This is a genomic window from Chlorobiota bacterium (assembly GCA_016710285.1).
Taxonomy (GTDB): Bacteria; Bacteroidota; Ignavibacteria; order OLB7; family OLB7; genus OLB7.
In genome coordinates this window covers 1,666,233-1,685,242 of record JADJXR010000001.1, presented here as the reverse complement: position 1 = coordinate 1,685,242, position 19,010 = coordinate 1,666,233, and the positions used below count along the sequence as shown (strand labels likewise).

21 protein-coding genes are annotated in these 19,010 nt (G+C 52.3%); 11 read left to right on the top strand and 10 right to left on the bottom strand.

The window, feature by feature from the left end; translation table 11 throughout:
* Nucleotides 1-20: 20 nt before the first annotated feature.
* Complete coding sequence (gene dnaK, locus IPM61_05955; GenBank protein MBK8910855.1) at nucleotides 21-1,916, top strand: molecular chaperone DnaK; 1,896 nt, start codon at nucleotides 21-23, stop codon at nucleotides 1,914-1,916.
* 52 nt (nucleotides 1,917-1,968) lie between these two features.
* Here the strand turns inward: dnaK and IPM61_05950 are convergent, their stop codons facing one another.
* Complete coding sequence (locus IPM61_05950; protein ID MBK8910854.1) at nucleotides 1,969-2,484, bottom strand: hypothetical protein; 516 nt, start codon at nucleotides 2,482-2,484, stop codon at nucleotides 1,969-1,971.
* A complete protein-coding gene (locus IPM61_05945; protein ID MBK8910853.1) occupies nucleotides 2,481-2,846 on the bottom strand; it encodes a hypothetical protein in 366 nt (121 codons plus the stop codon). The genes IPM61_05950 and IPM61_05945 overlap by 4 nt, the downstream gene beginning before the upstream one ends.
* Nucleotides 2,847-2,955: 109 nt before the next feature.
* Here IPM61_05945 and mnmE point away from each other — a divergent pair, with 109 nt between their 5' ends.
* The 10 genes from mnmE (at nucleotide 2,956) to IPM61_05895 (ending at nucleotide 11,035) form a co-directional block, all read left to right on the top strand.
* Complete coding sequence (gene mnmE, locus IPM61_05940) at nucleotides 2,956-4,317, top strand: tRNA uridine-5-carboxymethylaminomethyl(34) synthesis GTPase MnmE (protein ID MBK8910852.1); 1,362 nt, start codon at nucleotides 2,956-2,958, stop codon at nucleotides 4,315-4,317.
* Nucleotides 4,318-4,346: 29 nt separating this feature from the next.
* On the top strand, nucleotides 4,347-6,170 hold the full coding sequence (gene mnmG, locus IPM61_05935; protein ID MBK8910851.1) for a tRNA uridine-5-carboxymethylaminomethyl(34) synthesis enzyme MnmG: 1,824 nt from the start codon (nucleotides 4,347-4,349) through the stop codon (nucleotides 6,168-6,170).
* A 155-nt stretch (nucleotides 6,171-6,325) separates the two neighbouring features.
* Complete coding sequence (locus tag IPM61_05930) at nucleotides 6,326-6,781, top strand: helix-turn-helix transcriptional regulator (GenBank protein MBK8910850.1); 456 nt, start codon at nucleotides 6,326-6,328, stop codon at nucleotides 6,779-6,781.
* 420 nt (nucleotides 6,782-7,201) lie between these two features.
* Nucleotides 7,202-7,570, top strand: coding sequence for a VOC family protein (locus IPM61_05925; protein MBK8910849.1), 369 nt, complete (start codon nucleotides 7,202-7,204; stop codon nucleotides 7,568-7,570).
* Between the two features lie 51 nt (nucleotides 7,571-7,621).
* On the top strand, nucleotides 7,622-7,984 hold the full coding sequence (locus IPM61_05920; protein MBK8910848.1) for a VOC family protein: 363 nt from the start codon (nucleotides 7,622-7,624) through the stop codon (nucleotides 7,982-7,984).
* On the top strand, nucleotides 7,981-8,589 hold the full coding sequence (locus IPM61_05915) for a VOC family protein (GenBank protein ID MBK8910847.1): 609 nt from the start codon (nucleotides 7,981-7,983) through the stop codon (nucleotides 8,587-8,589). Before IPM61_05920 ends, IPM61_05915 begins: the two co-directional genes overlap by 4 nt.
* Nucleotides 8,556-8,948, top strand: a complete 393-nt coding sequence (locus tag IPM61_05910; protein ID MBK8910846.1) for a VOC family protein — start codon at nucleotides 8,556-8,558, stop codon at nucleotides 8,946-8,948. The genes IPM61_05915 and IPM61_05910 overlap by 34 nt, the downstream gene beginning before the upstream one ends.
* 36 nt (nucleotides 8,949-8,984) lie before the next feature.
* Nucleotides 8,985-9,257 carry a MoaD/ThiS family protein gene (locus tag IPM61_05905; GenBank protein MBK8910845.1) on the top strand — a complete coding sequence of 91 codons (273 nt, stop codon included), beginning with the start codon at nucleotides 8,985-8,987 and terminating at the stop codon, nucleotides 9,255-9,257.
* Nucleotides 9,258-9,307: 50 nt separating this feature from the next.
* Nucleotides 9,308-10,405, top strand: coding sequence for a glycosyl hydrolase (locus IPM61_05900; protein MBK8910844.1), 1,098 nt, complete (start codon nucleotides 9,308-9,310; stop codon nucleotides 10,403-10,405).
* Nucleotides 10,406-10,468: 63 nt separating this feature from the next.
* Nucleotides 10,469-11,035, top strand: a complete 567-nt coding sequence (locus IPM61_05895) for a DUF1579 family protein (GenBank protein MBK8910843.1) — start codon at nucleotides 10,469-10,471, stop codon at nucleotides 11,033-11,035.
* Nucleotides 11,036-11,043: 8 nt separating this feature from the next.
* Here IPM61_05895 and IPM61_05890 read toward each other — a convergent pair whose 3' ends face one another.
* From IPM61_05890 to IPM61_05855, 8 genes are all read right to left on the bottom strand, one after another.
* Complete coding sequence (locus tag IPM61_05890; GenBank protein MBK8910842.1) at nucleotides 11,044-11,736, bottom strand: oxidoreductase; 693 nt, start codon at nucleotides 11,734-11,736, stop codon at nucleotides 11,044-11,046.
* Between the two features lie 166 nt (nucleotides 11,737-11,902).
* Complete coding sequence (locus tag IPM61_05885; protein MBK8910841.1) at nucleotides 11,903-12,784, bottom strand: metallophosphoesterase; 882 nt, start codon at nucleotides 12,782-12,784, stop codon at nucleotides 11,903-11,905.
* A gap of 20 nt (nucleotides 12,785-12,804) precedes the next feature.
* Nucleotides 12,805-13,821 (bottom strand): phosphoribosylformylglycinamidine cyclo-ligase, encoded by a 1,017-nt coding sequence (locus tag IPM61_05880; protein ID MBK8910840.1) that lies wholly within the window; start codon nucleotides 13,819-13,821, stop codon nucleotides 12,805-12,807.
* A gap of 88 nt (nucleotides 13,822-13,909) precedes the next feature.
* Nucleotides 13,910-15,304, bottom strand: a complete 1,395-nt coding sequence (locus tag IPM61_05875; protein ID MBK8910839.1) for a HAMP domain-containing histidine kinase — start codon at nucleotides 15,302-15,304, stop codon at nucleotides 13,910-13,912.
* Between the two features lie 58 nt (nucleotides 15,305-15,362).
* Complete coding sequence (locus IPM61_05870; protein ID MBK8910838.1) at nucleotides 15,363-16,643, bottom strand: histidine--tRNA ligase; 1,281 nt, start codon at nucleotides 16,641-16,643, stop codon at nucleotides 15,363-15,365.
* A gap of 82 nt (nucleotides 16,644-16,725) precedes the next feature.
* Nucleotides 16,726-17,394, bottom strand: coding sequence for a molybdate ABC transporter permease subunit (gene modB / locus IPM61_05865; protein ID MBK8910837.1), 669 nt, complete (start codon nucleotides 17,392-17,394; stop codon nucleotides 16,726-16,728).
* Between the two features lie 4 nt (nucleotides 17,395-17,398).
* A complete protein-coding gene (gene modA / locus IPM61_05860; protein MBK8910836.1) occupies nucleotides 17,399-18,202 on the bottom strand; it encodes a molybdate ABC transporter substrate-binding protein in 804 nt (267 codons plus the stop codon).
* A gap of 170 nt (nucleotides 18,203-18,372) precedes the next feature.
* Entirely contained in the window at nucleotides 18,373-18,843 is a 471-nt protein-coding gene (locus tag IPM61_05855; protein MBK8910835.1) for a PTS sugar transporter subunit IIA, read from the bottom strand.
* Nucleotides 18,844-19,010: the final 167 nt, after the last annotated feature.

Below are 19,010 nucleotides of genomic sequence, written 5' to 3'. Positions count from 1 at the left end.
CGCTATAAGGAGCACACAACATGGGAAAAATCATTGGAATTGACCTTGGAACCACGAACTCGGTGGTTGCGGTCATGGAAGGAACCACACCTACCGTTATTCCAAACAGCGAGGGAGCACGCACAACCCCGTCGGTAATCGGTTTTACCAAGACCGGCGACCGGGTGGTTGGCCAGGCGGCAAAGCGCCAGGCTGTTACCAATCCTAAGAACACGATTTACTCTATCAAGCGGTTTATGGGCCGCACGGCTGCCGAGGTGAAGGAAGAGGAGAAGATGATCCCATACGAGGTCGTAAGCGGCGAAGGGGGCACAACCGTTCGCGTCCGTATTGATGACCGCCTATACTCGCCGCCAGAAATCTCGGCTATGGTTCTGCAAAAAATGAAGCAGACTGCCGAAGACTATCTAGGCCAGAAAGTTACCGAGGCTGTTATCACTGTTCCGGCATACTTTAACGACTCACAGCGCCAAGCCACGAAAGATGCCGGTGAGATTGCTGGCCTTCAGGTTCGTCGCATTATCAACGAACCGACGGCTGCTGCGCTTGCGTACGGCATGGATAAAAAGGGGCAGAATCAAAAAATCGCAGTGTTCGATTTAGGGGGCGGAACGTTCGATATCTCCGTTTTGGAGTTAGGAGATGGCGTTTTTGAAGTAAAATCAACGAATGGGGACACTCATCTTGGTGGGGATAACTTTGACCAACGCTTGGTTGACTTCCTTGCTGATGAATTTAAGAAGAGCGATGGGGTAGATCTGCGGAACGACCCAATGGCACTGCAACGCCTGAAAGAGGCTGCAGAGAAAGCAAAAATTGAGCTTTCGCAATCGCTGCAAACCGATGTGAACCTTCCGTTCATCACTGCTACGGCCGATGGTCCAAAGCACTTGAACTTGATGATTACTCGAGCAAAATTCGAGCAACTTTGCGAGGACCTCTTCAAGCGGACGGTTGCCCCGCTTCAGCAGGCCTTAAAAGATTCGGGTCTTGGCCCGCATCAGATTGATGAGGTCATTTTGGTGGGTGGCTCCACTCGTATCCCAAAAGTTCAGCAGATGGTTCGGGAGTTCTTTGGAAAAGAACCGAATCGTGGCGTGAATCCAGATGAAGTGGTTGCAATTGGAGCCGCCATTCAAGGGGCTGTGCTTTCTGGGGATGTCCAGGATGTGTTGCTGCTTGACGTTACCCCGCTAACGCTGGGAATTGAGACTTTGGGTGGAGTGATGACACCAATGATTCCATCAAATACCACAATTCCAACGCGGAAATCGGAGATTTTTTCCACAGCGTCGGATAACCAGCCATCGGTGGAAATCAATGTTCTTCAAGGCGAGCGACCAATGGCTGGCGATAACAAATCGCTTGGCAAATTCCATTTGGATGGCATTCCGCCGGCTCCGCGTGGTGTTCCACAGGTTGAAGTTACCTTCGACATTGATGCCAACGGCATTTTGAATGTGTCAGCAAAGGACAAGGCCACGAACAAGGAGCAAACAATTCGGATAACGTCATCCAGCGGTTTAGCTAAAGATGAAATTGAGCGGATGAAGCGCGAAGCTCAGGAAAATTCTGCGGCTGACCGTAAGAAAAAAGAGGAAGTTGAGTTGCGCAATCAGGCCGATCAAACGGTGTTTACCACAAAGAAGCAACTTCAGGAGTTGGGCGATAAGATGCCTGCTGACGGAAAAGCACGCATTGAAGCCGCAGCCGAAAAGCTGGAAACAGCCCTGAAAGGAGGTTCAATTGATGATATCCGCACTGCTAAGGACGAGCTTGACCGTGCTTGGAGCGAGGTCTCTCAGAAAATGTACAGTGGTGGTGAGCCATCCGCGTCTTCCTCAACAAACGCTTCAAATGAAGAGAAAAAAGATGTTGAGGATGCTGACTACACAATCGTTGAAGATGAGAAATAGTAGGCGGTGAATGGAGTAAAAAAAGAGCGAAGCCTTAACCGGCTTCGCTCTTTTATTTTGACTGAGCTAATGTTTTGTTCAGGTTGGAGATCAATAAATCCACCTGTGATTTCGTTCCAGTGCCGGAGATCGTAAATCGGATGATTCCTTGTTTATCAACAACCACAAGATTCGGCACATCTTCCACCATTTTGAATGCTTTAATGAGCACTCCATCCCAATCCATCAGCACACTGTAGCTGAAATTGTCTTGAAATTTAGAACGAATAAACCCTTTTAAGAACCCGGGAGCACTTTGAACATCGGCTACTGGCGCAAATTTTACACGATCTTTGAAAAGGGGAACGATCCGGTCTGTCCAATTCTTTGTGTGCTGATAGCCTGTTCGATTGTTCAACACATACACAGTGACCGACCCTTTGAAGTAATCAGCAGTCCATATTTTCTCAAACTGATCTTCAATACGAAACGGGGGGACTCGTTCACCTACACCTGCAACTAAAGGCAGATGCGCAGAAATTAGCCAAAAAACAGCATAAGCAACGATACTGAGTCGCTGATGGATCATGGCTTGCTTTGTTTGAGTAAGTTGAATTTTAGGTGAGGTGTTGCTGAGCTACTTGTGAAAACGTCAACAACAACTGGCTGTAAAGTGTCCATCCTTTCTAACGAGACTGACACATAAATATCCCCAGGGTGTTCTTTTGTTGCCCTGTTCCTTTGAACACTCGCCAGCACACAACCGCAGCTGGGGTGGAGACTTTTAATAAAAATCGCGCTATCGGTTTCGTTAATCAATTGAACGTGCAGGCTAGCGTAGCGTGCTGTGTCAGCAATGATCACCGTTTCCGGAGATAAACGAATTGCTGGAGGCTGCTGGAGTAGCCCTACGATTAGCGGCCACAGTTGAAATAATGGGTAGATGTTCATGTTTTAAGGGAAGGATCGGGCAAAATTAGGCAATTTTGCTTGGAAGAATTTGTTCGGTTCTGTTGATCACTACCAAAAACAAGGCAGTTTCAAATCGGTTTAGACTTCAATGAAATATCCACTTCGTGATGATACTATCGTCGCACTATCAACAGCTTCTGGGGAAGCTGCCATTGCTGTTATTCGCTACAGTGGTCCAGATAGTGTTCGGATTGTGCAGTCGCTCATACAATTACGAAGCAACAAGAACCTTAGTTTGCTTCCGCCACGGAGGCTGGCAAACTGTGCTGTTTTAGACAGTGGGGCAGTATTGGATGAAGGGATGGTTGTACGATTCGCTTCACCAGCCTCCTACACAGGTGAAGACCTTGTGGAACTTCACATTCACGGCAACCCAATTATTACCGATCGAATACTTGAGTTGAGCATAGAGCTGGGGGCACGCATTGCATCTGCCGGAGAGTTTACACGCCGAGCCGTGGTGAATGGTAAGATGAATCTCTTACAGGCAGAAGCTGTTGGTGCTCTAATTGCCGCTGAATCCCGGCAATCGGTGATGTTGGCACACCGCCAGTTGCATGGTGAGCTATCTGAGAAACTTTACAGCTTTCGCAGTCAGCTCCTCTCATTACTTGCTAGATTAGAACTGGAGCTTGATTTTATTGAAGAGGGGTATGAGTTTGCTTCGGAACAAGAAATCAGCGATCTGCTGTCAGCTGTTCGATTGTACGTTGAAGAGCTGATTAGAACATCTCCAACTGCGGAACGGCTATCTCGGGGACCGCGAATTTTGTTGCTGGGTCGCCCTAACGCGGGTAAATCCAGCCTTTTTAACGCAATTTTGGGGTATTCGCGTTCATTAGTGAGCATCACCCCAGGCACTACTAGGGATTATTTGGAAGAGCGGTTTATCCATAATGGAATAACAATACGGCTGATTGATACCGCTGGTATTCGTGATGTGAATGATGAGATTGAAAAAGAAGGCATTCACAGAGCTTTAGGAATGGTTCCCGTTTGCGACCAAATTCTGTATCTCATAGATTCTACGGATTCGGTTTTGATGGATGAGGAAATGGGGTCCGTACAGGAGCTGCAACGCCAATATCCTGCGATTCCTATCGTTCCAGTGTTTACCAAATCAGATGTCTCTCATTATCGTTCCTCAAATCACCTTACCCTCTCTATTAAATATCCAGCGACAATCACAACCCTTCTGGATACTTTATCAATGGGGGCTACTACGCAGACCAGCGATCTCTTAGCGCTTCTAAATACCCGACAATTGAATCTACTGAAGCAGATACATGGGCTTATCCATGAGATTCAGAGTCAAACAGGGATGATACCAACAGAAGTTTTATCAACGCTGCTTCGAGAGATTTTGGAGCCTATCTCTGAATTGGTTGGCGAGACCACATCAGAAGATGTTTTGAACACAATTTTCGATTCGTTTTGCATAGGCAAATGAGTTCCACGTGAAACCTTAAAAACAACAGTATGGGTAGCTATTATGATGTTATTGTGATTGGTGGTGGACATGCCGGAATTGAAGCTGCATCAGCCGCTGCAAGAATCGGTTGTTCCACGTGCTTAATCACTATGTCCATTGCTGCAATTGGCCGATTGTCATGCAATCCAGCGATTGGCGGCATGGCAAAAGGGCAGATTGTTCGGGAAATAGATGCTTTAGGAGGTGAGATGGGGAGGATTGCCGATCTATCGGGAATCCATTTTAAGATGCTGGGAAGATCGAAAGGGCCGGCAATGTGGTCTCCTCGCTCTCAAAATGATAAAGACCTTTATCCAGCGTTCGCTCAAAAACGACTTCAAAAAATCCCTAACCTATCATTGGTAGAGGGTGTTGTTGAGGATGTTGTCTTGCATAATGGTGCTGTGGCGCAGGTACAATTGCAAAACGGAGAGCGCATTGATTGTAAATCGCTTGTGGTCTGTTCTGGCACGTTTTTAACTGGTCGTCTTCATATTGGTGAACACTCTCATTCGGGTGGGAGAATTGGAGAGGAGTCTGCGGAGTCTTTGAGTGAAACATTGCGCCGATATGGGGTTGTCACCGGGCGACTAAAAACGGGTACTCCTCCTCGAATCCATAAAGACAGTATTAACTGGAATGCCTGTACGCCCGATCAGGGCGATCCTCATCCTATACCGTTTTCTCGGCAAACATCGGCAGTTTCTAACCAAATTCAGTGTTATTTAACAACGACGACGGTCGCAACCCATCAAATCCTTGAGTCTGGTTTTGACCGCTCTCCAATGTTCACAGGGCGAATAACAGGCACGGGGCCTCGATATTGCCCTTCTATTGAGGACAAAGTTTATCGGTTCTCCGATAAAGACGGACATCAAATCTTCCTTGAACCTGAGGGATTGACGACAAACTCTGTGTACGTCAATGGTTTCTCTACATCATTACCTGAAGATATTCAGGAAGCGGCTTTGCGGACTATTCCTGGATTGGAAGCTGCTCAAATCCTGAGATATGGGTATGCAGTGGAATATGATTACTTCCCATCCTACCAACTTTATCATTCTCTAGAAAGTAAGGTAGTGAAAGGGTTGTTTTTTGCGGGGCAAGTCAATGGAACATCAGGATATGAGGAAGCAGCGGCACAAGGGTTGCTTGCTGGGATCAATGCTGCTCGATCTATACAAGGAAAACCTGCGGTAGTTTTGGATCGCTCGCAAGCATACATAGGCGTTTTGATAGATGACTTAGTGAGTCTGACCATTAATGAGCCATATAGAATGTTCACCTCTCGTGCTGAATACCGATTGCTGTTGCGGCAAGATAATGCAGATCTGAGGCTTGCTCATATTGGGCATGATGTCGGCTTGGTTGATATAACCACCTTTCAAGAAATTCAAACTATAGCGAATTCAATAGAAAGAGCGCAGATTTGGCTGCAAAAAAACAGAATCAAGGAACAAGAAGATGGGCAATCAGTCTCATTTTGGCAGCTACTAAAACGCCCAGAACGATCAGTACAAAGCATTCTTAGCTACATACCAGTGGATGTGGGAATGGTGGAACTACTGATAAATGAGAAAATTGCAGAGCAGATAGAGATTGCGGCACGCTATGATGGATATATCCAACGCCAGATGCAAGAAGTCGAGCGATTTAAAGTAGCTGAGCAAAGCCAATTACCTGCGACCATTGATTATACTGCGATCGTAGGGCTATCATCCGAGGGTCGGGAAAAACTTATAAGGGTGAATCCTCAATCGTTGGGACAAGCATCAAGAATCAGCGGTGTTTCTCGATCTGACCTTGCCATACTTTCAATGTATGTTCGATAAGTATGATGATGGTTTCACGTGAAACATGAAGTTCGTAAAGCAAAAAGCAATAAAAAAAACGGTGTGATGCTCGTTCTTTACCTCAAGTGATGCTATCGCTGAAGTAATTTCTGATTGGTAAATCATCCTTTGCAGCAACTATACCGATCAATACCATGATGAGCTTTATCGAAAATCGGGAGAGTCTTTCTGCCACGCGTATTTCAACAAGGTTGGAGCTTTACGGTCGGTTAAGTCAAGCTCGCGACTTTATTGAACTCAATGTCGAGCAACCTCTTACCCTCTCTCAAATTGCTGAAATAGCATGTCTATCTACGCATCATTTCTTGCGCGTATTTAAGCAAGCCTTTGAAGAAACACCTCATCAGTATCTAACACGGAAGCGAATTGAGCGTGCAAAAGACCTGTTGCTGACAACATCCATTTCCATTGCAGGCATCTGTCAGGCGGTAGGGTTTAGAAGCCCTGGGTCCTTTAGTTGGCTTTTTCGCCGCCATGTGGGGTGCTCGCCAGAAGGGTTTCGAGCAATCAATGGGCATAAGAAGCCTACCAATACACCTGCTACTACAACCCGATTAAAGCGTCAGCGCATATCCTACAAAAGATTATAAAATGCCATAAAAAAGCAATTTTCGATAGGAACTTTTCCATCTAAACTCCGTTTGGCATAGTGAAAACGGGTTGATGTATACCGTTCAGACGGCATCAGTCATCATCATGGGTGCAGACTGACTGGTGCACGTTAATGCGCAAAGAGAGCACAAACTCTTTGCGCATTTTTTTTGCTTTGAATGTGAGTTGGTCATCTTTTGATGACCAAAATGTGAAAAAAGCAATTTTCAAGAAGTCATTTGTGAAGAATCGGTTGTATGTTTGTGTGGTGTTCTTATGAAGACTTTCGAACTTACCTGTACATAGTAGATATCAGGTTCAAGTCATTCAAAAAGGAAAAGACAACTGTTAATGGCTGGCAATAGTGCCAGGCTGCAGACAACCGATACACGTTCACTAACCTACTTAGGAGCAGAAACATGCCACGAGTCGTTCACTTTGAGATTGCTGCTGACAACACCGAACGCGCAGCAAAATTCTACGCAGACGTTTTTGGATGGAACATCAACAAATGGGATGGTCCCCAAGAATATTGGATGGTTTCAACTGGCCAGCGCGAGGCACCGGGATTTGATGGTGGGTTGATGAAAAAGATGGAAAACTTCCCAGGAGTAATCAACACCATAGATGTTGATTCGGTAGATGAGTACGCAGAAAAAATCACTGATAGTGGTGGGGCTGTTGTTATGCCAAAAATGGCAATTCCAAGCATCGGATTCTTTGCCTATTGCCGTGATACCGAGGGGAATATCTTCGGAATTATGCAAAAAGACCCTACGGCACAGTAACTCAACAACAGTTATCGAACAATAAAGCCGTTGAACCACAAAGGAGCAACCATGCAACACGCCATTACTTGGTTCGAGATTCCAGTGCAAAACATTGACCGAGCCACCGATTTCTACGGAACGATATTGAACACTGAGCTAAATCGAGGGGAAATGGGGGGATATGAAATGGCTTTTTTCCCAACGACAGGGGTTGGCGGAGCTTTGGTACAAGGGCAAGGATACAGCCCCGCAGAACACGGAATCGTCACCTATCTGTTTGTTGGCAATGATGTCAACAGCGTTCTTTCGCGGGTTGTGCAAGCTGGAGGAAGAGTCTTACAACCCAAAACGCTGATTACCGAAGAGATCGGATATATGGCGTTTATTCGCGATTCTGAGGGAAATCGTATAGGACTGCATGGCATAGGGTGATCCGGTACATCATCATAATTACAAAGGAGGGAATGATGGAAGATGCTCAGCAGGAAGTAGCAATCCTTCGTCAGATTGGCCAACAACGACTGGCCAGTGCTGCAAATGCTCAATCCCAAGAAGATTGGAACAGTTTGGCCGCAAGCCTTCCGCATCAATTTCCTTTTGATTGGGGTGATTGCTGGCGGCAATCCACCGAATATCGCGTCTGCGATTTCGCCGCCGAAGTCGGTTTCTATACCGATATCCTCGGGTTTAGCATCATGGTATTATCCGATACCTATGCAATGTTTACCAGCCCCGACCATGCGTTCAACGTTGCCTTTGTGCCTGTGCAGAAAGGCGATGAAACCCCTCCGAACGCAATCGCGATCGAGTTCATGGTCAATAACATTGCCGAAACCGTTGCCAAACTCCAGGAGCGTGGCATCAGCTTCGAGACGTTGCCCAGCCCGCCAGCGGCGCAGCCCATTCTAACAACAGCTACGTTCCGTACCCCGAACTCTATCCAGTTGCGGTTATGGTCGGTGGTGAATCCTGAAGTAACAACAACAAAACTTGTGGAGGAATTATGCCAAACGGAGCCATTGTCTGGCGTGACTTAACAGTGCCAGATGCGGAAGCTATTAAGGAATTCTACAGCCAGGTTATTGGCTGGCAGACGAAGCCACATCCGATGGGAGGGTATGATGATTTCAACGTCATCATTTCCGATACAGGGGAAACGATTGCCGGAATCTGCCACGCACGCGGCGGCAACGCTGGGATACCGCCGCAATGGCTGATGTACGTTGAAGTGGACGATCTGCGGCAGTGTGTGGAACGATGCAAGGAACTTGGCGGGGCTGTCGTCCATGGTCCGCGTTCCATAGGAACGCACAATTTCTGCGTAATCCAAGACCCGGCCGGGGCGGTTATCGGCTTAATTGAAGCGGTAACGCCAGCGGAGAGCTTGCCGCAATAACGTGTTCCCCTTCCTTACTCCAAACAGGAGAATGCAATGGCTGTTGTTCGTTTCACAAGCCATCTATCAACCTTTTTCCCAGGCTTGCGCCAGGTAACGGTGGAGGCTTCAACCGTTGCCGAGCTTGTTCAATCGCTTGATGGGGAGTACCCAGGGATTGCCTCCTACTTAGTTGAAGATCACGGTGGCTTGCGAAAGCATGTCAACATCTTCGTGGATCAGATGCTTATTCGCGATCGAAAGCAGCTTAGCGACGCCCTTACCAGCGGCTCCGAAGTCCATATCCTGCAGGCCTTGTCTGGCGGATGATTCTCCGCACTTCGGCAGGCATCAACCATTATCACAACAAAGGCAACACCATGGCCGATTCACGACTTTTTGTGGGAACACGCAAAGGGCTGTTCACTCTGGAACGAACAACCCAGAACTGGGAAGTGAAATGCCAGCAGTTTAAAGGTGCCCCAGTCTCCTACGCTGCCGACGATTACCGCAATGGCGCAGCATGGGCCTGCTTGGATCATGGCCATTGGGGAGCCAAGCTCCATCGCTCTTTCGATGGTGGCGAACGCTGGGAGGAAATCCCTGCCCCAAAGTATCCAGAAGGAGCAGAAATCACCCCGGGAACACCCGCAACCCTCCGCTACCTCTGGTCAATGGCGGTTGGGGGGGAGGATCAGCCGGGAACCATGTACTTCGGCACCGAGCCGGGCGGCTTGTTCCGCAGCGACGATTATGGCGACAGTTTCACCCTGGTGGAAGGATTGTGGAATCATCCGTCGCGCCTGACAAAGTGGTTTGGCGGCGGACGCGACTACGCCGGAATTCATTCAATCGTTGTTGATCCCCGGAACAGCCAGCGAATGCTGGTGGCGGTTAGCTGTGCGGGGGTGTTCCAAACAACCGATGGAGGGGAGACATGGCAGCCAAAAAATCAAGGGATGCGAGCAGAGTTCCTGCCGAATCCTGAAGATGATGTTGGCCAAGACCCCCACCTGATGGTTGCTTGCCCGGCCAATCCCGACGCGCTTTGGCAGCAGAATCACTGCGGTATTTTCCGAAGCACCGATGGAGCCGAAACCTGGACGCAAGTCTCGCAACCTGGCGGCCCTGCCTACTTCGGTTTCCCGGTTGCTGTTGATGAGCAGAATCCCGAGGTGGCGTGGGTGGTGCCGGCTGCCAGCGATGAAGTCCGCACCGCAATTGATGGCGCGCTTCTGGTGTGCCGAACCGACGACGGCGGGGGACACTGGACTCAGCTTCGCAACGGGCTTCCGCAACGCGACTGCTACGATGTGGTCTTCCGCCACGCGCTGGATGTTTCTGGCAACACCCTTGTGTTTGGCACAACAACCGGTAACCTGTTCGTTTCGGAGGATCGTGGGGAGTCGTGGAGTTGCATCGGCAACTACTTTCCGCCGATTTATTCCGTGCGGTTCGGACGCTTCAACGGCAACTAACAAATCGCTGGCGGCGGCTATCGCTGTTCGGCACAAAAAACATTCACACAACCAACAACACCAATGATCCGCACCGCATTGCTTTCCGCGTTACTCGCCATGTTGGCCAGCTTCACCTTGTCTGCACAGGAAGGTGGGGAGTTTGTAGAGATGGAAGCCGCCGCCATGCCAGGCCCGGGCCATGAGATACTGAAACAGATGCTTGGCTCTTGGGATCAAAAGATGATTGTGACGATGATGCCCGGAATGCCGCCAATGGAAGGAACCGGAACCGCCGAAAACGCCATGATTCTGGGCGGACGCTACGTTGAAGGGAATGGAGTGATTACGGCAATGGGGATGACGGCCAAAACCAAAATGTTTACCGGCTACGATAACCGCCGCAGCAAATACTTCCTTTTCGCCATTGATGAGTTGGGGACCTACGCCGTCACCGCCGAAGGGGATTACGATGCTGCAAAACGGACGTGGACATTCCATGGGGTGGAGGATGATGGGAAGCAGACGATGAAATTCAAGATCATCACCCAGATGGTGAACGATAATGAGATGACCAGCGAGATCGTTTTCATCATGCCCGACGGTACCGAACACCGAGCGGTCCGTGTAGAAAGTAAACGTCGGGCATGATCTTCTTTTTACTTCCTTGATCCGCGTTGGCGTTCGGCACCGATCAACGCAATCTTGTCGGATTCAAAAACATTCACCCCGTGAAGTTCTTGGTGGGCAATCTGGATCATGGCACGCGCTACCGTCTGGGCCGCAACCGGGCGGTAGCGGCGGAACCTTCCCGCCATCAGTGGCGAAAGCGCTCGGAACAGCATCGTCCCCATTCGTTCGGCAAACCGCTCTTCGGTTCGCTCGCCCACCAAAAACGAGGGGCGGAAGACTTGCAACCCTTCAAACCGCAGGCTTCGCAATGCTTGCTCGATTTCCCCTTTCACCTTGCTGTAGAACACCCGCGAACGGGCGCTTGCTCCAACCGAGCTTACCAACAAGAACTGCGCCGCTCCGCACTCGGCCGAGCGTTTGGCCAGTTCGTGGACGTAAGTGAAATCAACCTTGTAGAACTGATCTCGAGTTCGGGCTTTGTGGATGGTGGTTCCCAGCGTGCAAAACACGTCGTCGGCGGCGGGGAAATCGGGAAGGCGGGGGATAAGATCGAAATTGATAACCCGCTGCACCAGCTTGGGGTGAAACGCCGAAGCCGACAGCTGCCGACGAACAAGCACGATAACCCGTTCGTAGCGGTCATCGGCAAGAAGCTGCTGAAGGCAATGCCCCCCCACAAGCCCGCTTGCGCCTGCAAGAAGCGCGGTGCGTTTGGTCATGTTCGTTCCCGATGTGTCACGTGTGCAGTTGGTTCAGCGTGGAAAAAGGGGGCTGCAAGTGCGTTCATCGCTGGGAAACGCTTCCTAAGCGGTTGAAAGTTCCATCGAACATTCCATTCACCATCCCATTCAGAATTCCATCCCTATCCTGCGGTTGATAGCGGTTTTACTCACCCTCATCCTTCCCAATCTTCTTTGCCTGCAGCCTCTCCGTGTCAATCGTATCCCCCTGGCGATTGATGAACCAAAACCGTAGCTCCTCGGGCGATGCTTCAACAAGCATTGCGCCGTGGGTGGCGTTGTAGCGCGCTTGGCTTTGCGGAACAGCCACCCCTTCTGGATAGATATTGCCCCCGCCCAGCCCATTCACAAAGTAAGGAATCCCATCCACCCTTAGCCGCTCATAACTGTGCTCGTGCCCAGCGATTACCGCCGATGCTCCCCACTCAGCAAAAGGCCATTGCATTGCGGTGTCGGGGCGATGATGGCCAACCGACAAGTAGGGGGGATGGTGGAAGTACACGATCTTCCACGGCTCGGCTGCGGCGGCTAACCGTTCCCGCAGCCAACGGGCTTGGATTGATGTGTCGCTCTTCCCATCTGGCTCGTTTTTGTCGCTATCAAGAGCGAAAAAGCGGACGGGGCCTTGGGCAAATTCGTAGTAGCGTTCGTTCCCGGGAAGGGTGAAATATTCCAAATATGGCTTGGCGTGCGGCGTGTACCAATCGTGGTTGCCAAGCGTTGGAAAGAAGCGATTGATGCTTCCGCCGGGGCCGTAGCTGCCGCGATAAGGATGGATAAACTCGTGGTAATACTGGCCGATGTTCCGGTCAATTGTGGTGTCGGAGCCACGCGGGTAGTTGTTGTCGCCAACGGTGATGATAAGGTCCGGATTCCACCCTTTCACCAGCGTTGCAACGGCTGCTTCCGCTTCGCCCGCTTTGCCGTAATCGCCGATGACAGCAAAGCGGAGCCGTTGCGGCAACGTATCCCCCTGGCACCACACCGTTGCCGAGCAGAAGAGGAATGCGAGGAGGAAACGGATCATTGCAGGAAGTAGAAATTCGGTTATCCCTGGGTGACTTCTCCAATCACCACGGGTTGCTCGCCCAGTTCTTGCAGCTTGGCAATCACCCGATCTGCGGCGTTTGGATGGGCCACAATCACAAGGCCAATCCCTAGGTTCATTGCCTGGCGAATATCGTCCTCCGGCACGTTCCCTTCCCGCTGAATCATCGTGAAGATTGCCGGGCGTTCCCATGCTCCCCAATCAATCCGTAGCTGCAACGGCTGGCGAACCACCCGCGCCGTGTTCCCAACAAGCCCCCCGCCGGTGATGTGGGAGTAGGCATGAACTCCATCAATATCACACGTCCCTTGAATGGCATTCAGATAGGAGCGGTGAACCGTTAGCAATGCCTCGCCAATCGTCTGGTCGCTGTCGTGAACGCGATCTTGGATGGTGAAACGGGGGAAAAGGACCGCCCGCGCAAGGGAATATCCGTTGGTGTGAAGCCCGGTGCTGGGCAATCCAATTAGCACATCGCCCGCCGCCGAGTTTTCCCCCACAATCATCTTGGAGCGTTCCACCACGCCAACGATCGTCCCCGCCAAATCGAACTCCCCTTCTTGGTACATCGAGGGCATCTCGGCCGTTTCGCCGCCGATCAACGCTGCGCCGTTTTGGCGGCAGGCGGTTGCAAATCCGGCAATCACATCGGCAGCAACGGAGGGGTTCAGCCGCCCTGTGGCGAAGTAATCCATAAAGAACAGTGGAACCGCGCCGCAGACGGCGATGTCGTTCACGCAGTGGTTCACAAGGTCCTGGCCAACGGTGTCGTAGCGTTCGGCCATGAAGGCAACTTTCAGCTTCGTCCCAACACCATCCACCGAGGAAACCAGCACCGGTTGGTCGTATTCTTTCAGGAAGCTGACATCGTACAGCCCGCCAAACCCGCCAATGTCGGCAAGCACGCGGCTGTTAAATGTGGAGCGAACCATCGGCTTTATCCGGCTGACGGTTTCTTCGCCGGCTTCAATATCAACGCCGGCGGTTTTGTAGGTGATTGCTGATTCGGTGGACATGGTTGTGCGAATATCTGCTGGTTGAATTGTCGGCAAAACTACATGGTTTGCTGGTTCTATCTTCATGCCGGCATTGCCGAACAATCGCTTATTGCTCGGTTGCCTTCAGCCGGATACGGAAGGTTGTTCCGGCGGGGGAGGAATCTTTGATGGTGATCTTCCCTTTGTGGTATTCCTCCACAATCCGCCGCGCCAACGACAACCCCAAGCCCCAACCACGCTGTTTGGTTGAGAAACCTGGGCGGAAAATATCCTTGCGGATTTTGGGATCAATGCCCCGCCCGTTGTCCTGCACGTCAATCACGGCGGACTCACGAACACGGCGCAGATGGAAATGGATGGTCCCCTCGGGCCGGTCAATCGCGTCGGCGGCGTTCCGGACAAGATTCTCCAGCACCCACTCGAATAGCTCCACATTGATTGCCGAATACACCGGCTCGGGAGCATCAAGGCTGATGGTGACCTTCCGCCCGATGTTCGGCAGCCGCCGCTCGAAGTAGGCCATGATGGTTTTCAGCACCTCGTTCAGATTCACCGGCTTCAGTTCGGCAGCCGATCCAATTTTACTGAAACGATGCGCCACCCGGTTCAGCCGCTCGATGTCCCGTTCCATTTCGGCGGCGGCTTCCAGAACTTGCGGCGGGTCGTCGGGCATGTAGCGGAGTAGCTCGATCCACCCCATCAGCGAGCTAAGGGGGGTGCCAAGCTGGTGGGCCGTTTCTTTTGCCATTCCAACCCAGATGTTTGATTGCTCGTTCCGCTTCACGTGGCTGAAGCCGATGTAGCCCACCACAATGAACATCGCCACAATGGTCAGCTCCACGTAGGGGAGCATGCTCAGCTGCTGCAACGCCTTGGAGTCATCGTAGAAGATGTAGTTGCTGATGATCGAGTCGCGCAGCTGGATGGTTTTGGTGATGAAAGGTGGGGCCGATGCTGTGCCGCTTGCTGTGTCGTTGATGGCCGCGTTCGCCGGGGTGGTGGCGGTGTCGGTTGCAAGGGGTGGCGGGGCCGGAACCCGGATAACGGTGTCGCGCAGGGAGAAGGTATAGACAATGATCGGGTCGTAGGCCTCCTCCATATCCTTCACCAACTCCTCGGCCTGCCGCAGTTGCTGCTCGGCAGAAGCGGTGGTGTCGTAGTCAAGGTATTTGCCAACAATCTCACTGCTTCCATCCGGCAGCGTTTGGATGGATGGCTTCTTCTCAGCATCGGTCAGCATCATCGGGAACTCGATGGTGGTGACTAAATCAACCGCAAGGTTCAGCGCGGGGGTGGAGCTTGGGTCGGCGTTCTCATCGTTGATAAGCTCTTGCAGCGTTTTCCCGTACAGCTCAATGGTTTTGCGTTCGGCCTGCCGAAGGTCGTTCACCAACTGCTGCGTGAACCACAGCGTCCCGGTGACAATGGCAAACGCCAGCACCACAAGCAGCAGCTTCAGGTTGGCGCTTGCCGGAAGGCGGATAGATTTCAGCGAGGACAATCGTTGGTCCTTTGGTTGACGGTTGTTAGCTGCACCGGTGGGGCAGTTTCCAAAAAAATTAACGCGCTGCGCGAAGCTCCATCACCACATTCAGCAGTTCGGCAATGGCCACCTCTTTCTGGTCGTGGCCCTGCATATCTTTTACTTGTGCGATTCCGGCGGCAAGCTCGTTTTCGCCGGCAATCACCACGTGGCGTGCGTTGCGGCGGTTTGCTTCGCGCATCTGGGCTTTCATGGAACGCCCAAGCAAATCGCAGTCGGCAGCAAGCCCGGCCTGGCGGAAGGTTCGCGTTGTTTGGGCGGCCCAGCCCCGTGCGGAATCGCCCAAGCCAACCACGAAAAGATCCAAATTGGCCTGCTGGTTCGGGATTGCCCCGGCGGCTTCGGCAGCGATAATCAGCCGGTCCATCCCGAACCCGAACCCAATGGCGGGCGTTGCTGGTCCGCCAATCTGTTCAATCAGCCCGTCGTATCGGCCCCCGCCGCCAAGTGCGTCCTGCGCCCCCAAGTCAAGGCCCTGGAACTCGAACGCCGTGCGGGTATAGTAGTCCAGCCCGCGCACCAGCCGGTGGTCAACAACGTACGGAACACCGGCGGTATCAAGCAATCCCCGCACGCGGTCGAAATGCGCCCGCGAATCATCGGAAAGGAACTCCAGAATCTTTGGCGCGTCGGCGGTTGTGGCAATGTCCTCCTCCTTCTTGGAATCCAACACCCGCATCGGATTGCTCCCCATCCGGCGGACGCTTTCTGGGCTAAGCTGGTCGCGCTTGACCGTAAGATATTCAAGGAGCGCGGTGCGGTAGGCGGCGCGTTCTTCCGGCATTCCCAGTGAGTTCAGCCGCAGCCGGTAGTTGCGGATTCCCAGCGATTCAATTAGGTCCACACCGGCAAGAATCACCTCGGCATCGGCCTCAGGCAGCGGGGACCCAATCAGCTCAATGCCGAACGTGGTGAACTGCCGATACCGCCCCGATTGCGGTTGCTCGTATCGGAACGCCGGGCCAAGGTAGTACCACTTCGTCAGCCCTTGATTCTTCCCAATCTCATGTTGCACCCAAGCGCGTGCCGCGCCGGCGGTAAGCTCTGGCCGAAGGGTAAGCGATTCCGGGGGATCGCTTTTGTCAAGGAAGGAGTACATCTCCTTGCTGACAACGTCGGTGCCTTCCCCCACGCCCCGTGCAAACAGTTCGGTGGCCTCAACCAACGGAAGCCGAAGTTCGCCGTAGCCGTAGCGGCGCATCAGGTCGCGAATGTTTTCTTCTAGCCACTGCCAGCGTAGCGATTCTTCTGGCAACATATCGCGGAAACCTTTCAACGATTGATAACGAGTGGACATTGCGTAGTGAGTTGATGAAGTTCGATTGCAAGGGAGCGCGCAGGCTTGTTCTGTCTTGGCATTCGGCGCAGCGGTTGACCGTTCACCGGTTCCAAATTCCAATTTTCCGCTGCATTCCATACACGCCGATCAGGATGGCGAAGGAGACACCCAGCAAGATCAGCGCGGTCTGGCTGGCGGCGGCGTAGTCCATGGCTTGGACGTTGTCATAAATGGCGATTGAGATGGTACGGGTTTGCCCGGGAAGATTCCCGCCAACCATCATCACCACGCCAAACTCCCCAAGCGTGTGCGCAAAACTAAGAACGATTCCGGCCACCACCCCGGGCGCGGCCAGCGGCAATGTGATTTGCAGAAACGTCCGCAGCCGCCCCGCGCCTTCGCACCACGCCGATTCGATAATGTTCCGGTCCACGCCAGCAAAGGCCGCCGCAAACGGCTGCACCGCGAACGGCAGGCTGTAAAGCACCGAAGCGATCAGCACCCCGTGGAAGGTGAACGGCAGGGTGCCGCCGAACAGGTTCTGCCAAACAACTCCCAGCGTTCCTTGCGGGCTGATTGCCGTCAGGATGTAGAACCCAAGAACCGTTGGCGGAAGGATCAGCGGAAGCGCCACCACCGCCTCAATCAAAAATTTCCAACGGAACCGCGTGGTGCTAAGCCACCATGCCAACGGCAAGCCGATCACCAGCAGGATAAGCGAAGTGAGCAACGATAATCGGACGCTGAGCCAGAACGCTTGCCAATCCATCGGGTCATCCTTCGGGGGCTGAGAAACCGTACTGATGCAAAATTTCCTTCCCGCGTGGACCGGTGATAAATGCCCGAAGCAGCTGCGCAGATTCTGGATCGGCGGCCCAATTCAGGATCACTCCCGCTTGCTCCAATCGTGGATACTGCTCCAGCGGAATCTTCACGTACTTCCCCGCGTTCCGCATTGCCGGGGCAACCACCAGCGACAAGGCAATGATCCCAACATCGGCAGCCCCGGTTTGCGCAAACTGCGCGGTTTGGGTGATGTTGTCGCCGTAGATCAGCCGTGGCTTCACTTGGGCGTAGATGCCGCTGTTGGTAAGGGCGGCAATGGCTGCGCGCCCGTAGGGGGCGTGTTCGGGATTGGCAACCGCAATGTGCCGCACCGATGAATCCAGCAGCGCACGAATCCCCAACGAAAGGTCCAACGGCGACCCGGTAGGAACCCAAATCACCAACTCCCCAACGGCATAAATGAACTGGCTTCCGGGAAGGATCAGCTTTTGCTCGGATAGCTTGTTCGGATATTCAATATCTGCCGACAGGAACAGGTCGAACGGAGCGCGGTTGGAAAGCTGGGCGTAGAAATTCCCGGACGATCCGTAGGATGCCGTGACGGTGATCCCGGGATGCTCCTTCTTGAACGCTGCGGTGATATCCTCGAACGCAAACTTCATGTTCGATGCCACCGCAACGGCGACGGCCTTGCCCCCCTGTTGCTCTTTTGGGGAGAACAGAAACCAAAGGGAAACAGCGGCAACGGCAATGGCAACCGCAGCAAGTGTCCAGCGTGTTCGTTGTTGCATGGCTACAGGTTCCGTGGGCAGATGGAATGGATAGCGCGCAATCCAACACCATACTCCAACCCCGTGATGGAAGTGGTGATGGAAACAGAAAAGCCCTTCGGCTGGAAGGGCGTGATCTTCTTCGGAAGAGCCTGTTGTTGGGGCGGCGGAACGGCACCGCTACCCACCGGCTACGTTGCGAAATATCGTCCTTCTTCTTGCCGGAACAACTCCAACACCTGTTCGGAGCTTGCGGCCTGAAGCAGTTGGCTGCGGAAGGAGTCGCTGTTCATCAGGCGGCTGACGCGACTTAGCAGCTTCAGATGGATTCCAACATGGGAGTCGTTCCCCACCAGCATAAAGATCAGCCGGACCGGTTGGTCATCCAGCGAATCGAAATCCAGAGGCTCGGCAGTGATTGCAAACGCGGCAGCAATGTCCGTGACGGCATCGGTCTTGCCGTGGGGGATCGCAAAACCGTGGCCCACCCCAGTGCTCATAATCTTTTCCCGCTCCAAAATGGCCGTGCGAACTTTCTCCAAGTTGATCACCTTCGGGGAGGACTCCAGCATATTGACCATGCTGTGCAAAGCCTCTTCCTTGGTTTCAGCTTCGAGTTTTGTTGCGATAAACGCGGTGTTCAGTATCGAGGAAATCTGCATATCGGTCCCTGAACAGATGGGAAAAGGGTTGCTTCTACCCGGGGTAGCGGGCTGACAACATACAAAAAAACGAAGGGGGGAAAGTGTGAAGAACAATGTGATGAAGAAAACAATTTTCCATGGCCGATTGCCACGCGGATTGCCACAACGATGGGCGCGTTTTGGGG

Excerpts from the sequence above, each read along its gene's own strand:
- modA (MBK8910836.1), bottom strand. The coding sequence starts at position 18,202 with ATGCAACAACGAACACGCTGGACACTTGCTGCGGTTGCCATTGCCGTT.
- IPM61_05885 (MBK8910841.1), bottom strand. The coding sequence starts at position 12,784 with ATGATCCGTTTCCTCCTCGCATTCCTCTTCTGCTCGGCAACGGTGTGG.
- IPM61_05870 (MBK8910838.1), bottom strand. The coding sequence starts at position 16,643 with ATGTCCACTCGTTATCAATCGTTGAAAGGTTTCCGCGATATGTTGCCA.
- IPM61_05905 (MBK8910845.1), top strand. The coding sequence starts at position 8,985 with ATGGCTGTTGTTCGTTTCACAAGCCATCTATCAACCTTTTTCCCAGGC.
- IPM61_05880 (MBK8910840.1), bottom strand. The coding sequence starts at position 13,821 with ATGTCCACCGAATCAGCAATCACCTACAAAACCGCCGGCGTTGATATT.
- IPM61_05910 (MBK8910846.1), top strand. The coding sequence starts at position 8,556 with ATGCCAAACGGAGCCATTGTCTGGCGTGACTTAACAGTGCCAGATGCG.
- IPM61_05890 (MBK8910842.1), bottom strand. The coding sequence starts at position 11,736 with ATGACCAAACGCACCGCGCTTCTTGCAGGCGCAAGCGGGCTTGTGGGG.
- dnaK (MBK8910855.1), top strand. The coding sequence starts at position 21 with ATGGGAAAAATCATTGGAATTGACCTTGGAACCACGAACTCGGTGGTT.
- IPM61_05920 (MBK8910848.1), top strand. The coding sequence starts at position 7,622 with ATGCAACACGCCATTACTTGGTTCGAGATTCCAGTGCAAAACATTGAC.
- IPM61_05945 (MBK8910853.1), bottom strand. The coding sequence starts at position 2,846 with ATGAACATCTACCCATTATTTCAACTGTGGCCGCTAATCGTAGGGCTA.
- IPM61_05895 (MBK8910843.1), top strand. The coding sequence starts at position 10,469 with ATGATCCGCACCGCATTGCTTTCCGCGTTACTCGCCATGTTGGCCAGC.
- IPM61_05950 (MBK8910854.1), bottom strand. The coding sequence starts at position 2,484 with ATGATCCATCAGCGACTCAGTATCGTTGCTTATGCTGTTTTTTGGCTA.
- modB (MBK8910837.1), bottom strand. The coding sequence starts at position 17,394 with ATGGATTGGCAAGCGTTCTGGCTCAGCGTCCGATTATCGTTGCTCACT.
- mnmG (MBK8910851.1), top strand. The coding sequence starts at position 4,347 with ATGGGTAGCTATTATGATGTTATTGTGATTGGTGGTGGACATGCCGGA.
- mnmE (MBK8910852.1), top strand. The coding sequence starts at position 2,956 with ATGAAATATCCACTTCGTGATGATACTATCGTCGCACTATCAACAGCT.
- IPM61_05855 (MBK8910835.1), bottom strand. The coding sequence starts at position 18,843 with ATGCAGATTTCCTCGATACTGAACACCGCGTTTATCGCAACAAAACTC.
- IPM61_05925 (MBK8910849.1), top strand. The coding sequence starts at position 7,202 with ATGCCACGAGTCGTTCACTTTGAGATTGCTGCTGACAACACCGAACGC.
- IPM61_05900 (MBK8910844.1), top strand. The coding sequence starts at position 9,308 with ATGGCCGATTCACGACTTTTTGTGGGAACACGCAAAGGGCTGTTCACT.
- IPM61_05930 (MBK8910850.1), top strand. The coding sequence starts at position 6,326 with ATGATGAGCTTTATCGAAAATCGGGAGAGTCTTTCTGCCACGCGTATT.